Source organism: Pseudomonas sp. MG-9, from assembly GCF_018729515.1.
GTDB lineage: Bacteria > Pseudomonadota > Gammaproteobacteria > Pseudomonadales > Pseudomonadaceae > Aquipseudomonas > Aquipseudomonas serboccidentalis.
Window position 1 is genome coordinate 72,199 of record NZ_JAHHZH010000012.1, and the last position, 18,146, is coordinate 90,344.

Here is an 18,146-nt window from a genome sequence, read left to right on the forward strand (position 1 = left end):
GAATTGGCGGATGTTGCGGTTCACCGCATTCCCTTGTAGGAGTGAGCCTGCTCGCGATAGCGGTCTTTCAGTCGACATCATTGGTGAATGTCAGTGCGCTATCGCGAGCAGGCTCACTCCTACAGAGGAATTGCGGCGTGTGCGGGATCAGCGATAACTGATCCCGCATCGGTTTAAGCGTAGCTTTCGATCGACGGGCAGGCGCACACCAGGTTGCGGTCGCCGAACACGTTGTCGACGCGACCGACCGGCGGCCAGTATTTGCCTTCGATCAACGACGCCACTGGATACACCGCTTGCTCGCGGCTGTACGGGTGAGTCCATTCGCCGACCAGCTCCGCCGCGGTGTGCGGGGCGTTCTTCAGCGGGTTGTCGTCCTTGTCCAGGGTGCCGTTTTCCACGGCGCGAATTTCTTCGCGGATGCGGATCATGGCGTCGCAAAAGCGGTCCAGTTCTTCTTTGGATTCGCTTTCGGTCGGCTCGATCATCAGCGTGCCCGCTACCGGGAACGACATGGTCGGGGCGTGGAAGCCGAAGTCGATCAGGCGCTTGGCAACGTCATCGACGCTGATACCGCTGCTGTCTTTCAGCGGACGCAGGTCGAGGATGCATTCGTGCGCCACCAGACCGTTGCTGCCGGTGTACAGCACCGGGTAGTGCTCTTCCAGACGACGGGAAATGTAGTTGGCGTTGAGGATCGCCAGTTGCGAAGCACGCTTGAGACCCGCGCCACCCATCATACGAATGTACATCCAGGTGATCGGCAGAATGCTCGCGCTGCCGAACGGTGCTGCGCAGACCGCGCCTTCTTTGCGCTCCATCTGGCCATGGCCCGGCAGGAACGGGGTCAGGTGCGACTTGACGCCAATCGGGCCGACGCCCGGGCCGCCACCGCCGTGCGGAATGCAGAAGGTCTTGTGCAGGTTCAGGTGGCTCACGTCACCGCCGAACTTGCCCGGCGCGCAGAGGCCGACCATCGCGTTCATGTTGGCGCCGTCGATGTACACCTGGCCGCCGTTGTCGTGAATGATCCCGCAGATTTCGCGGATGCCTTCTTCGAACACGCCGTGGGTCGACGGGTAGGTGATCATCAGCGCGGCGAGGTGTTCGCGGTGCTCGATGGCTTTGGCGCGCAGGTCTTCGATGTCGACGTTGCCACGGGCATCGCACGCAGTCACGACCACGCGCATGCCGGCCATGTTGGCGGTGGCCGGGTTGGTGCCGTGGGCGGACGACGGGATCAGGCAGATGTCGCGGCGCTCATCGCCACGGCTCTGGTGGTAGGCGCGGATTGCCAGCAGGCCGGCGTATTCACCTTGCGAACCGGCGTTCGGTTGCAGCGAGATCGAGTCGTAACCGGTGGCGGCGCAGAGCATCGCTTCCAGTTCATCGGTCAGTTGTTGGTAGCCGGCACTTTGCGCGGCCGGGGCGAACGGGTGCAGGGCGCCGAATTCGGCCCAGGTCACCGGGATCATTTCGCTGGCGGCGTTGAGTTTCATGGTGCACGAGCCCAGCGGGATCATGGTGCGATCCAGTGCCAGGTCCTTGTCCGCCAGTTTGCGCAGGTAGCGCATCAGCTCGGTTTCCGAGTGATAACGGTTGAACACCGGGTGGCTGAGGATCGGCGACTGACGCACCAGTGCAGCAGGAATGGTGCTTTGCACCGCAGCGGCCAGCGCAGCGAAGTCCGGCAGGGTCTTGCCGTCAGCGAACAGGCCCCACAGGGTTTCGATGTCAGCCTGAGTGGTGGTTTCATCCACCGACAGGCCCAGGCGCTCGGCATCGATCACGCGCAGGTTGATCTGCTGAGCGTGTGCCTTGTCATGCAGTGCAGCGGTGTGCGCGCCGGTGGCGATGGTCAGGGTGTCGAAGAAGCTTGCCTGCTCGACTTTGGCGCCCAGCGCGCTCAGGCCTTTGGCGAGAATCGCGGCCAGGTGATGCACGCGGTTGGCGATCTGCGTCAGGCCTTTCGGGCCGTGGTACACGGCGTACATGCTGGCGATGTTGGCCAGCAGCACCTGCGCGGTGCAGATGTTCGAGGTGGCCTTCTCGCGGCGGATGTGTTGCTCGCGGGTCTGCATCGCCAGACGCAGGGCCGGCTTGCCGAAGCGGTCAACCGAGACACCGACCAGACGGCCCGGCATATCGCGCTTGAACGCATCCTTGGTGGAGAAGTAAGCGGCGTGCGGGCCACCGAAACCCAGCGGCACGCCGAAGCGTTGCGCGGAACCGATGGCGACGTCCGCGCCGAACTCGCCCGGGGCGGTCAGCAGGGTCAGGGCCAGCAGGTCGGCAGCCACGGCGACCAGCGCGTTGGCGGCGTGGAAGCGCTCGGTCAGCTCGCGATAGTCGAACAGGTCACCGTTGCTGGCCGGGTATTGCAGCAGCGCGCCGAAGAACGGCGACACGTCGGTCAGCTCACGCTCGTCGCCCACCACGACCTCAATGCCCAGCGGCTCGGCACGGGTGCGCAGCACGTCGAGGGTTTGCGGGTGGCTGTGGATCGAGGCGAAGAATTGGTGGCTGCCTTTGTTCTTGCTCAGGCGTTTGCAGAAGGTCATGGCTTCGGCAGCGGCGGTGGCTTCGTCGAGCAAGGAGGCGTTGGCGATCGGCAGGCCGGTGAGGTCGCTGATCAGGGTCTGGAAGTTCAGCAGCGCTTCGAGGCGACCCTGGGAAATTTCTGGCTGGTACGGGGTGTAAGCGGTGTACCAGGCCGGGTTTTCCAGAAGGTTGCGCAGGATCGGCGACGGCGTGTGGCAGTTGTAGTAGCCCTGGCCGATGTAGGTTTTGAACAACTGGTTTTTGCCGGCGATGGATTTGATCATCGCCAGGGCGTCGGCCTCGCTCAGGCCGTCGTCCATGCCGAGCACGCTGGTGCCCTTGATGCTTTCCGGGATCACGCTGGCGCTCAGGGCTTCGAGCGAGTCGAAGCCGAGGCTGTTGAGCATGGCCTGCTCGTCACCGGCGCGCGGGCCGATGTGACGGGCGATGAATTCGTTGGCGGTGCCGAGGTTTACTTGGGTCATGTCGCTACTCCTCAGGCTTCGGCGTTGGCTTTGATCAGACGGTCGTAGGCGTCCTGATCCAGCAGTTTCGCCACAGCCGATGCGTCGGTTGGCTTGAAGCGGAAGAACCAGCCTTCACCCAGCGGATCTTCGTTGACCAGTTCCGGGGCGTTTTCCAGTGCCGGGTTGACTTCCAGCACGTCGCCGTCCAGTGGCATGTACACGCCGCTGGCGGCTTTCACCGATTCCACGGTGGCGGCTTCAGCGCCTTTTTCGTAAGCCTGCAGTTCAGGCAGTTGCACGAACACCACGTCGCCCAGGGCGTTCTGCGCGAAAGCGGTGATGCCGACAGTAACGCTGCCGTCAGCTTCGGTGCGCAGCCATTCGTGATCTTCAGTAAAACGCAACTCGCTCATGGAAACTCCTAAGGGGGCCAGACTCGTCTGGTGGACGCGATGGAAGACTCGGGCGGGAAAGCCCTGATTTTATGAGCGGTTACTTAGCAAGAACGCGGCCATCTTGTATTTTTCTTTATAAATCAATTAGATAGATGTTTTTTGGAGATGGCGCAAATTGCATGGGTGTAGCGAAATCGCTACAGATCGGGGCAGGGAAAAAAGCTGAAGCGGATCAAAGCCTTGCACAGCGGTGATCGGAGATGAGTGTAGCGATATCGTTCCGCTGTAGCGCTTTCAGTACAGATGGAGGTCGTTTTTACAACGGGCAATGAAGTGTCTGAACTGCAAACCAGGACTGTAGGAGCTGCCGAAGGCTGCGATCTTGTGATTTTGTTTTTTCGATCAAGATCAAAAGATCGCAGCCTTCGGCAGCTCCTACAGGAGATCGGGAGAGTTCGGGGATTTGTAGTGGCTCAGGGCTTGTTGGGGATGCCGTATTTGCGCAGGCGATGGGCAATCGCGGTGTGCGAGGTTTGCAGACGGCTGGCCAGTTGCCGAGTCGAGGGGTAGCTGACGTAGAGCTTTTCCAGCAACGATTTCTCGAACGCTTCCACGGCTTGTTCGAGGCTGTCGACGTCGCTGTCAGCCTGGCGCGCCACGGAGGTGCCGGCGATGTCCAGGTCGCCGATGTCGACCAGGCTGCTTTCGCAGATCGCAGCGGCGCGGAAGATCACGTTTTGCAGTTGCCGCACATTGCCCGGCCAGCGGTTGCCGAGCAGCGCCGGATAGGTGCCGGGGGCGAGGCGGCAGACCGGGCGCTGGATCTGCGCGCAGGCCTGCTGCATGAAGTAGCGCGCCAGCAGCAGGATGTCCTGACCGCGCTCGCGCAGCGGTGGCACTTCAACGTTGAGCACGTTGAGGCGGTAGAACAGGTCTTCGCGGAACAGGCCTTCGCTGACCATTTTTTCCAGATCGCGGTGGGTCGCGCTAAGGATCCGCACGTTGACCTTCACCTCGCGATCACCGCCGACCCGACGGAAACTGCCGTCATTCAGAAAGCGCAATAACTTGGCCTGCAAGTACGGCGACATCTCGCCGATTTCGTCGAGAAACACCGTGCCCTGGTTAGCCAGTTCCATCAGCCCCGGTTTGCCACCGCGTGCCGCGCCTGTGAAGGCGCCGGGGGCGTAGCCGAACAGTTCGCTTTCGGCGAGGTTTTCCGGCAGGGCCGCGCAGTTCAGCGCCAGGAACGGTGCACTGTACCGCGCACTGATTGCGTGGCAGGCACGGGCCACCAGTTCTTTACCAGTGCCGGTTTCGCCCTGAATCAGCAGTGGCGCATCAAGGGCCGCGACCCGTTGCGCGCGGGCCTTGAGGGTGCGGATCGCCGGGGATTCGCCGAGCAGCGCATCGAAGCCTTCGGCGTGGTCGTGGTGCAGCGCCGACAGTTGTTCGCCAATGCGATTCGGCTGATACAGGGTCAGCAGCGCGCCGGCGTCGGTGATCGGTGTAGCGTCGAGCAACAGGGTCTGGCCGTTGACGGTGATTTCCCGCAGCGGCAGGCGGAAGCCCTGTTCGAGCAGGGTGTCCAGCAGGCCGGGATCGTTGAACAATTGCGCAACGCTTTCGCCCGCCGGCTCACGACCGTACAGCGCGATCAAGGCCGGGTTGGCCAGCAGCACCTTGCCGGCGCTGTCCAGTGCCAGTACCGGATCGGTCATCGCCGCGAGCAACGCATCGAGCTGCAAGTGCTGACGCTGGCCGGGGAGGATGTCGACCACGGTCACCGCTTCTACACCGCGCACGCGAAACAGCGCATCCTTGAGTTCTTCGAGCACTTGCGGGCTCAAGGTCGGGGCGTCGATGTAGACGTTGGGCGGGATCATCTCCACCGCATCCAGATTGAGGTTGCGCCCACCGAGGATAGCCAGGACTTCCTGGGTGATGCCGACGCGGTCGATGAAGCTGACGTGGATACGCATGGGGCGGTTCAGTGTTCTGGGATGCGGAGGGTGGCAAGTATGCCTTGGGGCGGGGCAATGGTGAAATCCGACGCAAGATTTCAGGGCCACACTGAACCCTTGTAGGAGCGAGCCTGCTCGCGATAGCGGTGTGTCAGATAACAACGATGTCGACTGATACTCCACTATCGCGAGCAGGCTCACTCCTACAGGGAGTGTGAAACATTGAGGGTTATTCGAAGTGCTCGAGATTGACCGAGTCGCCGGATTTCATATCGAGCTGCTTACGGATGTCTTCAAACATCAGATCGTAATGCTTGTGTACCGAGCCGATCTGGCTGTGGGTCCTGGGGATGCCGTACTTCTCGGCGATCCGCGTCACGTTGTTGGCAAAGTTGTAGGCCTCTTCCTTGGGCAGGAAGAAGGTCTCTTTCATATCCTTTCCCTGAAGGCTGCCATGCATCGTGAACTGTATGCCTTTGCCTTTTTGCGGATCGGTGAACAACTCATAGTCGAGGTGCACGTTGTAACTGACATCATCCGGCGTCAAAGCATGTCGCTCGATGTGCAGGCGACCGGGTTCGAATTGGGCCATGGGTTTCTCCTTTCAAGGCATGGGAGAAGGGCAGACCCTGGGTCTGCCCCCGGAGTTTCTATTTATCGATAACTGATGCCCGGCTTCGCCGTGCTGACGCGAGTACCGGCGGTGCCCTGGACAATCGCTTCGATGTCCGCGAGCGAGCCGATCACCGCAACCTTGCCAGTATGGCGCGCGAATTCGCAGGCTGCCTGCACCTTCGGTCCCATGGAACCGGCGGCAAAACCCAGACGTTCCAGTTCATCCGGATGCGCCTCGGCGATGGCTTTCTGCGTCGGTTTGCCGTAGTCGATGAACGCTGCGTTGACGTCGGTGGCGATCACCAGCAAGTCGGCTTCCAGCTGTTCGGCCAACAGCGACGAGCACAGGTCCTTGTCGATCACCGCCTCGATGCCCTTGAGGTTGCGGTTTTCGTCGTACAGGGTCGGAATCCCGCCGCCACCGGCGCAGATAACGATGCTGCCCTTGTCCAGCAGCCACTTGATCGGGCGGATTTCGAAGATGCGTTTTGGCCGTGGACTGGCGACCACACGGCGGAACTTGTCGCCGTCCGGAGCGATGACCCAGCCTTTTTCGGCGGCGAGTTTTTCCGCTTCGGCTTTGTCGTAGACCGGGCCGATCGGTTTGCTCGGCTTCTGGAACGCCGGGTCCTTGGCGTCGACTTCAACCTGAGTCAGCAGGGTGGCGAACGGCACCTCGAAGTCCAGCAGGTTGCCCAGTTCCTGTTCGATGATGTAGCCGATCATGCCTTCGGTTTCGGCACCGAGCACGTCCAGCGGGTAAGGGGTGACAGAGGTATAAGCGGCCGCTTGCAGCGACAGCAGGCCGACTTGCGGGCCATTGCCGTGGGCGATGACCAATTGGTTGCCGGGGTGGATCTTGGCGATTTGCTCGGTGGCGATGCGGATGTTGGCGCGCTGGTTGTCAGCGGTCATCGGTTCGCCACGGCGGAGCAGGGCGTTACCGCCCAGAGCTACGACGATACGCATGGTGCAATCCTTTCAGAGTTCGATGACCCTGTAGGAGCCGCCGAAGGCTGCGATCTTTTGACTTTGCTGTATGCAGATCAAGATCAACAGATCGCAGCCTTCGGCAGCTCCTACAGGTCAATGGTTGATCAGGAAGTCCCGATCAGCGAGTTACAGATCAGCCAGTGCCGACACCAGAATCGCCTTGATGGTGTGCATGCGGTTTTCCGCTTGTTCGAAGGCGATGTTGGCCGGGGATTCGAACACGTCCTCTGTCACTTCGACGCCGTTGGCCAAGTGCGGATAGCGCGCGGCAATGTCTTTGCCGACCTTGGTTTCGCTGTTATGGAACGCCGGCAGGCAGTGCATGAATTTCACGCGAGGGTTGCCGGAGGCTTTCATCATTTTGCTGTTGACCTGGTACGGCAGCAGTTGCTCGATACGCTCGTCCCACGCTTCGACCGGCTCACCCATCGATACCCAGATGTCGGTGTGAATGAAGTCCACGCCTTTGACCGCTTCTTTCGGGTCTTCGGTAATGGTGATGCGTGCGCCGCTTTCTTCGGCGAATTCTTTGCACTGCGCGATGAAGTCAGCGTGCGGCCACAGCGCTTTCGGTGCAGCGATGCGTACGTCCATGCCGAGTTTGGCGCCGATCATCAGCAGCGAGTTGCCCATGTTGTAGCGGGCGTCGCCGAGGTAGGCGTAGCTGATGTCGTGCATCGGTTTGTCGCTGTGCTCACGCATGGTCAGTACGTCGGCGATCATTTGTGTCGGGTGGAATTCGGCGGTCAGACCGTTGAACACCGGCACCCCGGCGAACTTGGCCAGCTCTTCGACGATTTCCTGTTCGAAGCCACGGTACTCAATGGCATCAAACATCCGGCCGAGCACGCGGGCGGTGTCTTTCATGCTTTCTTTGTGGCCGATCTGCGAGGACACCGGGTCAATGTAGGTGACGTGAGCGCCTTGGTCGTGCGCCGCGACTTCGAAGGCGCAACGGGTGCGGGTCGAAGTTTTTTCGAAGATCAGCGCGATGTTCTTGCCTTGCAGGTGCGGACGCTCGGTACCGCTGTACTTGGCGCGTTTGAGGTCGCGGGACAGGTCGATCAGATAGTTGAGTTCGCGAGTGGTGTGGTGCATCAAGCTCAGCAAACTGCGGTTGCGCATGTTAAAAGCCATGATGGATCTCCTTGGGTTTCGGTTATCCCCTTGGCCGCGCTCGATAAGTCGCGGCCAAGGCTCAAAGATTAGTAATCGATCGGGTCGCGGATGATCGGGCAGGTCATGCAGTGGCCACCGCCACGGCCGCGCCCGAGTTCGCCGGCGCTAATGGTGATGACCTCCACGCCCGCCTTGCGTAGCAAGGTGTTGGTGTAGGTGTTGCGGTCGTAGCCGATGACCACGCCCGGCTCCACGGCCACCACGTTGTTGCCGTCGTCCCATTGTTCGCGTTCGGCGGCGAAGCTGTTGCCGCCGGTTTCCACCACGCGCAGCTTCGGCAGGTTGAGGGCTTTGGCCACGGTGTCGAGGAAGGTGGTTTCTTCGCGGCGAATGTCGATGCCGCCCTGTTTGCTTTCGTCAGGGCGCAGGGTAAACGCGACGATCTGGTTCACTACTTCCGGGAAGATCGTCACCAGGTCGCGGTCGCAGAAGCTGAACACGGTGTCCAGGTGCATCGCCGCACGGGACTTCGGCAGGCCTGCGACGATGACTTTTTCCACGGCTTTGTTCTTGAACAGGTTCAGCGCCAGTTGGCCGATGGCCTGGCGAGAAGAACGCTCGCCCATGCCGATCAACACCACGCCGTTGCCGATCGGCATCACGTCGCCGCCCTCAAGGGTGGAGCTGCCGTGATCCTTGTCCGGGTCGCCGTACCAGATCTCGAAATCGGCGTTGGTGAACTGCGGGTGGAATTTGTAGATGGCGGTGGCCAGCAGGGTTTCCTGACGGCGCGCCGGCCAGTACATCGGGTTGAGCGTCACGCCGCCGTAGATCCAGCAGGTGGTGTCGCGGGTGAACTGGGTGTTTGGCAGCGGCGGCAGAATGAAGCTGGAGTGGCCGAGGAAGTCGCGGAACATCTGGATGGTTTTGCCACCGAAGCTGTCCGGCAGGTCATCGGCAGACACGCCGCCAATCAGGAACTCGGCGATGTGTCGCGGCTCAAGGCTTTTCAGCCAGGATTTGACTTCGCTGATCAGGCCCAGGCCCACCGAGTCGGCGGTGACCTTGCGATCAAGAATCCAGTCCAGCGCTTCAGGGATGGCGACGATGTCGGTCAGCAGGTTGTGCATTTCCAGCACGTCGATCCCGCGCTCACGCATCTTGGTCACGAAGTCGAAGTGGTCGCGCTTGGCCTGGGCGACCCACAGCACGTCGTCGAACAGCAGTTCATCGCAGTTGTTCGGGGTCAGCCGCTGGTGGGCCAGACCTGGGGAGCAAACCATGACTTTGCGCAGTTTGCCGGCTTCGGAATGGACGCCGTACTTAACTTTTTCCGTGGTCATTGCAGTGATCCTCCAGAGATAAAACGGTGGGCAATTACAGAGTCAGGAAGCCGTCGTAGAGACCGTAGGCTGCCACCAGGGCACCGACGATCACCGCGGCAAAAATCAGCTTCTCGACGTTAGTGAAAACCGCTTGTTTGAGTTCGAGCTTGGCCTTGGCGAACAGGATTGCGCCGGGGGCATACAGCAGGGCCGAGAGCAGCAGGTACTTGACGCCGCCGGCGTACAGCAGCCAGACCGCGTAGACCAGGGCGATACCGCCGATGATCAGATCCTTGCGCCGCTCGGCCGCGAAGCCTTCGTAGGTTTCGCCGCGCACCGCCAGCAGCAGGGCGTAGGCCGCCGACCACAGGTACGGCACCAGAATCATCGAGGTGGCGAGGTAGATCAGCGACAGGTAAGTGCTGGCCGAGAACAGGGTGATGATCAGGAACAGCTGCACCATCGCGTTGGTCAGCCACAGGGCGTTGGCCGGCACTTGGTTGGCGTTCTCGCGGCGCAGGAACTCCGGCATGGTGTGGTCCTTGGCGGCGGCGAACATGATCTCCGCGCACAGCAGCACCCACGACAGCAGCGCGCCCAGCAGCGAGATGACCAGGCCGACGCTGATCAGCACCGCGCCCCAGTGCCCGACCACGTGCTCGAGCACGGCCGCCATCGACGGGTTCTGCAATTTGGCCAGTTCAGGCTGAGTCATGATGCCCAGCGACAGCACGTTCACCAGTACCAGGAACAGCAGCACGGTGATGAAGCCGATCACGGTGGCTTTACCCACGTCGGAACGTTTCTCCGCCCGCGCCGAGAAGATGCTTGCGCCCTCGATGCCGATGAACACCCACACGGTGACGAGCATCATGTTGCGCACCTGGTTCATCACGCTGCCCAGATCGGGATTTTTCAAGCCCCAGATGTCAGCCGTGAAGATGTCCAGTTTGAATGCGAAGATCGCGATCAGGACGAACAGCAACAGCGGCACGACCTTGGCGACGGTGGTCACCAGGTTGATGAACGCTGCTTCCTTGATCCCGCGAAGCACCAGGAAATGCACGGCCCACAACAGGACAGAAGCGCCGATGACCGCCGCCACTGTGTTGCCTTCGCCGAAAATCGGAAAGAAATAGCCGAGGGTGCTGAACAAGAGAACAAAGTAGCCGACGTTGCCCAGCCAGGCACTGATCCAGTAACCCCAGGCGGACGAGAAACCCATGTAATCGCCGAAACCGGCCTTGGCGTAAGCGTAGACACCGCCGTCCAGGTCAGGCTTGCGATTGGCTAGGGTTTGAAAGACAAAAGCGAGGGTGAGCATGCCGACAGCGGTGATGGCCCAACCAATCAGTACCGCGCCGACATCGGCGCTGGCGGCCATGTTTTGTGGCAAAGAGAATATCCCGCCACCGATCATTGAACCGACTACCAATGCAACCAGTGCACCGAGTCGTAGTTTTACGGGAGCTTCAGACATTGCATGACTCCATTGCAGGAGAGAAGAGTTCACAGCCTAGTGCTGTTGTCTGTTCAAACATCTGACTTAGATCAGTACATGGCCACATTCCATTGTTAATGAATGACTTATGAAAAAGCTGATGGCATAAAGCGGCTGCCTGAAGAGGTCTGTTCCAGAGGCTCTGGCAGGTGTGGTTGGGAATTGCTCCTATTGCTTTCGAGTTATCACGCTAGTTGGTTTTCAGCTTTTGGCAAATTTTCCACATCTGTTTTCAGTACAGAATCGAATAACCAGTATTCGCGCACAAAAGCGACTAGCCGTGATAGGCGTTAGCGTCGTTGGCTATATATAAGAGGCGCTAATTGGCGTTATTCAATAAACGTACTTACGCTTTATCCGTTTAGTTAATACCTGATATTTGCAGGCGCTCGCCGCCGACAGGGAAAGGGAGACTGGAATGTCGCAACCGACGCAAAAGCTGCAACTGGGTGCGTTGATCGCCCTGGTGGTGGGTTCGATGATTGGCGGGGGGATTTTTTCCCTGCCGCAGAACATGGCGGCCCGCGCCGATGCCGGGGCGATCCTGATCGGCTGGGGCATCACGGCCATCGGCATGTTGACCCTGGCCTTCGTGTTCCAGACCCTGGCCAACCGCAAACCCGAGTTGGACTCCGGCGTCTACGCCTACGCCAAGGCCGGATTCGGCGACTACATGGGCTTCTCGTCCGCCTGGGGTTACTGGATCAGTGCCTGGTTGGGCAACGTCGGTTATTTCGTTTTGCTGTTCAGTACCCTCGGTTACTTCTTTCCAGTGTTCGGCGAGGGCAACACGCCGGTCGCCATCGGTTGTGCGTCGCTGTTGCTATGGGCCGTGCACTTTCTGGTGATGCGCGGGATCAAGGAGGCGGCGTTCATCAATCAGGTGACCACGGTCGCCAAGATCGTGCCGCTGATCATGTTCATCGTCATTGCGGCGGTGGCGTTCAAGGCCGACATCTTCACTCGCGACATCTGGGGCCACAGCAACCCGAGCTTCGGCGGGGTGATGGATCAGGTGCGTAACATGATGCTGGTGACGGTGTTCGTGTTCATCGGCATCGAGGGGGCCAGCGTGTACTCGGCGCGGGCGGAGAAACGCACCGATGTCGGCCGCGCCACGGTGATCGGTTTCATCGGCGTGCTGGCGCTGCTGGTGCTGGTCAACGTGCTGTCGCTGGGGATCATGAGCCAGCCAGAGCTGGCGACCCTGCAGAACCCGTCGCTGGCGGCGGTGCTGGAACACATCGTCGGGCCGTGGGGCGCGTTGCTGATCAGCCTCGGTCTGGCAGTTTCCCTGCTCGGCGCGTTGCTGTCATGGGCGCTGCTGTGCGCCGAAATCCTGTTTGCCACGGCCCGAGACAAGACCATGCCGGCGTTCCTGAAAAAGGAAAACGCCAACCATGTGCCGGTCAATGCGCTGTGGCTGACCAACGTGATGATCCAGATTTTCCTGCTGATCACACTGTTTTCCGCCGGCACCTACACCAGCCTGATCTACCTCGCGTCGTCGATGATTCTGGTGCCGTACCTGTGGTCGGCGGCGTACGCGGTGTTGCTCAGCGGTCGCGGCGAAACCTATGAACACGCCTCGGCCGAGCGCACCAAGGACCTGCTGATCGGCGGCATCGCCCTGTGTTACGCGGTGTGGCTGTTGTATGCCGGCGGGGTGAAATATCTGCTGCTGTCGGCGTTGTTGTATGCGCCGGGTGTGGTGCTGTTCGCCAAGGCCAAGCATGAGCAGGGTGAGCCGCTGTTCACCCATGTCGAGAAGGTGATTTTCACCTGCGTGATCATTGGCGCGGGGTTGGCGGCGTATGGTTTGTACAGCGGGGTGTTGTCGTTGTAGGTGGATTGATTCTGGAATCGGTGGTGTCGGTGCGGGCCTCTTCGCGAGCAAGCTCGCTCCCACAGGGAACGGATTTCAAGGGGGAGCGAGCCTGCTCGCGAAAGCGGTTAGAAAGTCACCACTGCGCTCGATGTGAACCCAATTCTGTGGCTGGCAACGCCCACTGCAGCGGCGTCCCGCTGATCTTCACCGGCGCCAGCAAGCGATGCGCCGGCCCCCACGGTGTCTGCTCCACCCGCGAGTCTTGATCCTGTTTATCCTCGGCGCGCAACGCTTCGTTCGTTCCCGGTCCGTGCTCGATCAACAGCTTGGCGGTGCGCGCCAGCGACAAGCGTGCTGAACCGCCGCGACCGCTGCGCAAACGTTCGGTGAGCAATTTGATCGCACTCGCCGCCATCAGATAACCGGTTGCATGGTCCAGCGCCTGCACCGGCAGCGGCGTGGGTTTGTCGGCGTGCTTCCAGCGCTGCCCGGCTTCGGCGATGCCGCTGCTCATCTGCACCAGGCTGTCGAAGCCACGGCGGTTCTGCCACGGGCCGCTCCAGCCGTAGGCGTTGAGGCAGACGTCGATCAGCCCCGGGGCCAGCTGTCGGCGGCGGTCGGTGCCGAAGCCGAGGTGTTCCAGCGCATCGGCGCGGTAGCCGTGCAGCAGGATGTCGGCGTCTTTCAACAGGTTTTCAAACACTGCACGATCAGCCGGTTGCTGCAGGTCCAGCCGCGCGCAGCGTTTGCCGAGGGTGACTTCCGGCACCACGCCCGGCTCGTTCCAGGTCGGTGGATCGATGCGCAGCACATCGGCCCCCAGGCCCGCGAGAAAGCGGCTGGCGGTGGGGCCGGCGAGCACGCGGGTCAGGTCCAGCACCTTGATTCCGGCCAGCGGTTGCGCCACTGAGCCTTGCCACGTGTTGGCGTGTTCATCGTGTGAATCGATGAAATGCACCAGCGGTTCGGCATTCACCGCCAGCCCCTGCGGATGCTGCTGCCACTGCGCCCAACCGCGCATTTGCGCGGCGCAACCCTTGGCCTCGACCACCGCTTGCTCCAGCTCGGTACTGCTCCATTGCGCGACTTTCGCCGCCATCGCGGCACGGTCGGCGCAGGCACCCAGCACGCGTTCGGCGGCGGCGCGGTGATGCGGGGCGTTGGTGTGCAGGCGGATCCAGCCGTCCCGGGTCGCGTAGTCGCCGGCCACCGGATCCCACAGCGGCGGGACTTCCCAGCCCATCGGACGTAACGAAGTGGCGAACCAGAACGAGGCCAGTCTTCGATCAACTTCCACGGCGGGCAGGTGTTGGGTGTGTTGCTGGAGCAGTTCGGCGACGGCCTGACCGGCAGTGCCGATGCTGGCACAGGCCAGGTCGGTGACGGCGAACGCCGAGGGCAGGGCGCCACGGGCGGTAAACGGAATCGGCGTGCGCGACAAGCCGAGTGCGGCTTGAATGGACGTGAGTAAATCAGTCATCGAAGGCCCTCCGGGAGAGAGGGCGATGATAGTGCAAAAAAAATCCTGGGCTAGATGAAATTCAATTGTAGGAGTGAGCCTGCTCGCGATTGCGTCGTATCAGTTGATGCATCTGTTAACTGACTCACCGCTATCGCGAGCAGGCTCACTCCTACAGGGGAAATGTGTGGCGTTACACGCGGAACTGATCCATCAGCTTCATCTGCTGGCTCGCCAGGGCATTGAGCTGGCTGCTGATCGCCGCCGATTCAGTGGCCTGCTCAGTCAGCGTTTCCGTCACGGTGCGAATCGCCGAGACGTTGCGGTTGACCTCTTCGGCCACCGCGCTCTGTTGTTCGGCGGCGCTGGCGATTTGCAGGTTCATGTCGCTGATCACTGTGACGGCATCGCTGATCTTGCCCAGCGCATCCACCGCCTGACGGATCTGCCCGGCGTTGTTGTGCGCCTGAGTCTGGCTCGAATGCATGGTCGCGACCACGCCACGGGTGCCGGTCTGGATGCGCTCGATCACGATGCGGATTTCCTCTACCGAATCCTGGGTGCGCCTGGCGAGGTTGCGCACTTCATCGGCCACCACCGCAAAACCACGGCCGCTTTCACCGGCGCGAGCCGCTTCGATGGCAGCGTTGAGCGCCAGCAGGTTGGTCTGTTCGGCGATGCTGCGGATCACTTCCAGCACCGAGCCGATTTGCTCACTGTTGACCGCCAGCGCTTCGACTTCGGTCACTGCTTTGCTGACTTCATCGGCCAGTTGATTGATGTCGCGGGTGCTGCGCTCGATGATCGACATGCCGTCCTTGGCCGACTGATCGGCACCCTTGGCGGCGTTGGCCGCGTTCGAGGCGCTGTTGGCAACGTCGTGGGCGGTGGCGCTCATTTCGTTGGACGCGGTGGCGACCTGATCGATCTCGCGGAACTGCACCTGCATGCCTTCACTGGTCTGGCGGGCGATTTCCGAAGACTGGTCGGCGGTGCCACGGGCCTCGGTGATGCTCTGCTTGATCTGCGCAATGGTCGGTTGCAGCTTGTCGAGGAAGCGGTTGAACCAGTTCACCAGTTCGCCCAGTTCATCCTGCTTGCTGTAGTTCAGGCGCTGGGTCAGATCGCCTTCACCGCTGGCGATGTTCTTCAGCATGTCGGCGACGCTGTTGATCGGCCGGGTCACGCCCGACGCGGTGAGCCAGATCAGCAGCAGGCCAACCAGGCCGGCGACGACCGCCACCAGCAGCGCAGTGATCACGCCGGTTTTCTGGGCATCGTCGAGCACCGCTTGCAGCTTGACCGAGTCGGCCAGCAGCACCTGTTTCGGCAGGTCGATGATCACGCCCCAGGCCCGCGAGTTGCCAATCGGATCGACCGGGTACACGGCGCGAATCAGGTCGCCCTGTTCGAGAATCTTCGGTGTGCCGCTGCTGACCAGTTGCAGCAGGTCCTTGCCGTCGGCGCCGAGGGTGTCGCTGATCTTTTTACCGACCTTGCTCGCGTCGGAACTGTCGGCACCGAGCACGCCGCTGCCGGAGACGATCAGCATGTGCCCGGCGTTGTTGAACAGATTACGCTGGGACTCCACGGCCGCCGCTTGCAGGGCATCGAGGGCAATGTCGACCCCGACCACGCCGATGGCCTTGCCGTCGACGATCAGCGGCACGGAAATGGTGGTCATCAACATTTCCTTGCCGCCCACGGTGTCGGCGTACGGGTCGAGCAGGCAGGTGCGCTTGCTGTCGCGAGGGCAGGTGTACCAGCTGTTGTACGGTGTGCCGCTGACACTGAGGGTGGTCTTGGTCATGTCTTCTTCGACCATGATCGTGTTCAGCGCGGAACCGGCAGCGCGGCTCCAGTAGGTCGCAAAACGCCCGGCTTCGTTGGACTGGTGCGCGGCGTCGCTGACGAACTCGCTGTCCTTGCCATCGAGGCCGTTGGGTTCGAAGGCGAGCCAGATGCCGAGCACCTTGTCGTTGCGCTCGAACGCGGTTTTCAGGCTCAGGTTCAACTCCTCACGCAGGGCGCCGGCGTCCAGCGAGCGCTTGGCGGCCATCACACGCATGTCTTTGATCTGGTCGGCCAGGGCGGTGATCACCGTCAGGCTCTCGCCAAAAGTCTTCTGCACCCGCACCGCTTGCTCGCCAGCCTTGGCCAGCAACAGGTTCTGCACACTGGCGGTGAGCATCTTGCTGCTGGAGTCGTTGACCAGGTCGTCGTTCTGGTTGGTCTGGTAAATGTTCATGCCGACGATCAGCGCGACCACACCGAGCAGACACAGACCGGAGAGCAGGACGATTTTCAGGCGAATGGAGAGAGAGTCGAACATGGGGCGATCTCGTGAATGAATGAGCAGGTGGCCCGGGCGGAGTTACCGGTTCGCCAAATCCATTCAGCGCCATTCAATGCTCATCGGCGCCGGGCGAGGGCGCATGAGGCGATTACCGACGAACGGTCAGCGCTAAACGTTTGCGCAGGGGATTGTGCTGAAAAGGCGATTAATTACAGGGAAGTTTCAGTGTGGAGTCGCTGCTGAAACGTGCCGATGTGGCAGGGCCTTTTGTGGTGAGGGGGCTTGCCCCCGTTGGGGCGCAAAGCGGCCCCAGAACCTGTAAGCGAGTATTTTCAGGAAAACCGCGTTCAAGGATTTTGCGTCTGCTGCGCAGCCGAACGGGGGCAAGCCCCCTCGCCACAAAAGCCATTCACCTTAAATAGCGTGCGGTCAGACAGATTCCGGGAGGGCTTCGGGGCGTGACCAGATCCACAGGTTGCCCAGGGTCATGCCGGCAATCGCCAGGTACACCGGCCAGCCGTGATCGAGCATCACCAGCATCAGCGTCGCGCACAGCAGCATGCTGATTGTGGCGCTGACCTTGGCCTTGCGCGCGATGATCTTGCCATTGCGCCAGTTGCTCAGGATCGGCCCGAACAGCCGATGGTTTTCCAGCCAGGCACTCAGGCGCGGCGAGCTGCGGGTCGCGGCCCAGGCGGCGAGCAGGATGAACTCGGTGGTCGGCAAGCCGGGCACGACGATGGCAATCAGGCCGATGCCGAGGCTGACGTAGGCCAGCAGGCCGAACAGCAGACGGGCGAGTTTGGAGGTGGCTGGTTGCGGCATGGACTCAGCGGTTGCTTCTGAAGCGGGATGGAGATCTTACAGACTTACGTGGCCCCCCTGTAGGAGCTGCCGCAGGCTGCGATCTTTTGATGTTGTTTTCAATATCGAAAGATCGCAGCCTGCGGCAGCTCCTACAGGGGGATTTGTGTTGTGTCAGGCCGGTTCTGCTTCTGTGGCGTAAGCCTGTTCCAGCAGCACGGTGAAGCGGTTGAACGCATCGATCGCGCCTTGCTCGATTTCGGCTTCCTCTTCGGCAGTGAACTGCAGCGAGTCGAGGGTGCGCACGAAGCTTTTCCAGCCTTCAGCACGGCCACCTTCCGGCTCGCCCAAGTGACGGGCACCGAAGGTGTCGCTCAGCTCCAGCGCCACGGCGCGTTTGATCAGGAACGCCGCGCCCAGCTTCGAACCTTCGGAGACGAACAGCCAGCCCAGTGCGCGGGCCTTGCTCGGGTTTTTCAGCGCGCCGGCCACCGGTGCCGGGATGTCGGTGTGCAGATCCGCCAGGTCAGCCTTGGCCGCTTCCGCGCGGCAACGGGCCGGCAAGTCGGGGACGATGGCGGTCAGTTCGGCGTTGTTATAGAGGTCGACCAGTTCCGACTGGAACAGGTACTGCGCCACCACGAAACGCGCGAAGTTGGCGCGGGTTTCGAATGGTGCGTGAGCCTTGACCAGGGCGTCGAGCTTGCTGTGCGGCTCGTGGGTGATCTGGTTCAGGCGTTGTGAACGCAGGGCTTTTTCCGAAGTGGTCATGAGAGGTCCTTGAATAAAAGAGGCGCTTGATAACGAGACGAACGGGCACGTGCCGAACCGTAAAAAAA

At 61.2% G+C, this 18,146-nt stretch carries 13 protein-coding genes and 1 pseudogene; 1 reads left to right on the plus strand and 13 read right to left on the minus strand.

From position 1 onward, the window contains the following. Positions 1-173: 173 nt before the first annotated feature. From gcvP to arcD (KKQ10_RS26230), 8 genes are all read right to left on the minus strand, one after another. Positions 174-3,026, minus strand: coding sequence for an aminomethyl-transferring glycine dehydrogenase (gene gcvP, locus KKQ10_RS26195; RefSeq protein WP_215502749.1), 2,853 nt, complete (start codon positions 3,024-3,026; stop codon positions 174-176). A gap of 11 nt (positions 3,027-3,037) precedes the next feature. Further along, on the minus strand, positions 3,038-3,421 hold the full coding sequence (gcvH, locus tag KKQ10_RS26200) for a glycine cleavage system protein GcvH (protein WP_127648400.1): 384 nt from the start codon (positions 3,419-3,421) through the stop codon (positions 3,038-3,040). A gap of 455 nt (positions 3,422-3,876) precedes the next feature. Continuing rightward, a complete protein-coding gene (gene gcsR, locus KKQ10_RS26205; RefSeq protein WP_127648401.1) occupies positions 3,877-5,385 on the minus strand; it encodes a transcriptional regulator GcsR in 1,509 nt (502 codons plus the stop codon). Between the two features lie 211 nt (positions 5,386-5,596). Further along, the gene (locus tag KKQ10_RS26210) at positions 5,597-5,959 is read right to left on the minus strand and encodes a DUF5064 family protein (RefSeq protein ID WP_127648402.1); all 363 of its coding nucleotides are present in this window, start codon (positions 5,957-5,959) and stop codon (positions 5,597-5,599) included. Between the two features lie 62 nt (positions 5,960-6,021). Beyond that, positions 6,022-6,951, minus strand: a complete 930-nt coding sequence (gene arcC, locus KKQ10_RS26215) for a carbamate kinase (RefSeq protein ID WP_215502750.1) — start codon at positions 6,949-6,951, stop codon at positions 6,022-6,024. A 150-nt stretch (positions 6,952-7,101) separates the two neighbouring features. Next, a complete protein-coding gene (locus KKQ10_RS26220; RefSeq protein WP_127648404.1) occupies positions 7,102-8,112 on the minus strand; it encodes an ornithine carbamoyltransferase in 1,011 nt (336 codons plus the stop codon). Positions 8,113-8,180: 68 nt separating this feature from the next. Further along, positions 8,181-9,437 carry an arginine deiminase gene (gene arcA, locus KKQ10_RS26225; RefSeq protein ID WP_215502751.1) on the minus strand — a complete coding sequence of 419 codons (1,257 nt, stop codon included), beginning with the start codon at positions 9,435-9,437 and terminating at the stop codon, positions 8,181-8,183. Between the two features lie 34 nt (positions 9,438-9,471). Beyond that, on the minus strand, positions 9,472-10,899 hold the full coding sequence (gene arcD, locus KKQ10_RS26230; RefSeq protein WP_127648406.1) for an arginine-ornithine antiporter: 1,428 nt from the start codon (positions 10,897-10,899) through the stop codon (positions 9,472-9,474). A 439-nt stretch (positions 10,900-11,338) separates the two neighbouring features. On the opposite strand from arcD (KKQ10_RS26230), the gene arcD (KKQ10_RS26235) reads away from it, so the two are divergent. Next, positions 11,339-12,766 carry an arginine-ornithine antiporter gene (gene arcD, locus KKQ10_RS26235; RefSeq protein WP_215502752.1) on the plus strand — a complete coding sequence of 476 codons (1,428 nt, stop codon included), beginning with the start codon at positions 11,339-11,341 and terminating at the stop codon, positions 12,764-12,766. 115 nt (positions 12,767-12,881) lie between these two features. Here arcD (KKQ10_RS26235) and KKQ10_RS26240 read toward each other — a convergent pair whose 3' ends face one another. From KKQ10_RS26240 to KKQ10_RS26255, 5 genes and pseudogenes are all read right to left on the minus strand, one after another. Then, positions 12,882-14,228: a CoA transferase gene (locus KKQ10_RS26240; RefSeq protein ID WP_215502753.1), complete on the minus strand. Its 1,347-nt coding sequence runs from the start codon at positions 14,226-14,228 to the stop codon at positions 12,882-12,884. 172 nt (positions 14,229-14,400) lie between these two features. Continuing rightward, a complete protein-coding gene (locus KKQ10_RS28880) occupies positions 14,401-15,156 on the minus strand; it encodes a methyl-accepting chemotaxis protein (RefSeq protein ID WP_414892819.1) in 756 nt (251 codons plus the stop codon). A gap of 102 nt (positions 15,157-15,258) precedes the next feature. Next, a pseudogene (locus KKQ10_RS28885) lies at positions 15,259-16,539 on the minus strand (methyl-accepting chemotaxis protein); the annotation flags it as partial. 393 nt (positions 16,540-16,932) lie between these two features. Beyond that, positions 16,933-17,328, minus strand: a complete 396-nt coding sequence (locus KKQ10_RS26250) for a YbaN family protein (protein ID WP_215502755.1) — start codon at positions 17,326-17,328, stop codon at positions 16,933-16,935. Between the two features lie 153 nt (positions 17,329-17,481). Then, complete coding sequence (locus KKQ10_RS26255) at positions 17,482-18,078, minus strand: biliverdin-producing heme oxygenase (protein ID WP_215502756.1); 597 nt, start codon at positions 18,076-18,078, stop codon at positions 17,482-17,484. Positions 18,079-18,146 lie beyond the last annotated feature (68 nt).

Excerpts from the sequence above, each read along its gene's own strand:
- KKQ10_RS26255 (WP_215502756.1), bottom strand. The coding sequence starts at position 18,078 with ATGACCACTTCGGAAAAAGCCCTGCGTTCACAACGCCTGAACCAGATC.
- arcA (WP_215502751.1), bottom strand. The coding sequence starts at position 9,437 with ATGACCACGGAAAAAGTTAAGTACGGCGTCCATTCCGAAGCCGGCAAA.
- arcD (WP_215502752.1), top strand. The coding sequence starts at position 11,339 with ATGTCGCAACCGACGCAAAAGCTGCAACTGGGTGCGTTGATCGCCCTG.
- arcC (WP_215502750.1), bottom strand. The coding sequence starts at position 6,951 with ATGCGTATCGTCGTAGCTCTGGGCGGTAACGCCCTGCTCCGCCGTGGC.
- KKQ10_RS26220 (WP_127648404.1), bottom strand. The coding sequence starts at position 8,112 with ATGGCTTTTAACATGCGCAACCGCAGTTTGCTGAGCTTGATGCACCAC.
- gcvP (WP_215502749.1), bottom strand. The coding sequence starts at position 3,026 with ATGACCCAAGTAAACCTCGGCACCGCCAACGAATTCATCGCCCGTCAC.
- KKQ10_RS28880 (WP_414892819.1), bottom strand. The coding sequence starts at position 15,156 with ATGCAGGTGCAGTTCCGCGAGATCGATCAGGTCGCCACCGCGTCCAAC.
- gcsR (WP_127648401.1), bottom strand. The coding sequence starts at position 5,385 with ATGCGTATCCACGTCAGCTTCATCGACCGCGTCGGCATCACCCAGGAA.
- KKQ10_RS26210 (WP_127648402.1), bottom strand. The coding sequence starts at position 5,959 with ATGGCCCAATTCGAACCCGGTCGCCTGCACATCGAGCGACATGCTTTG.
- gcvH (WP_127648400.1), bottom strand. The coding sequence starts at position 3,421 with ATGAGCGAGTTGCGTTTTACTGAAGATCACGAATGGCTGCGCACCGAA.
- KKQ10_RS26240 (WP_215502753.1), bottom strand. The coding sequence starts at position 14,228 with ATGACTGATTTACTCACGTCCATTCAAGCCGCACTCGGCTTGTCGCGC.
- arcD (WP_127648406.1), bottom strand. The coding sequence starts at position 10,899 with ATGTCTGAAGCTCCCGTAAAACTACGACTCGGTGCACTGGTTGCATTG.
- KKQ10_RS26250 (WP_215502755.1), bottom strand. The coding sequence starts at position 17,328 with ATGCCGCAACCAGCCACCTCCAAACTCGCCCGTCTGCTGTTCGGCCTG.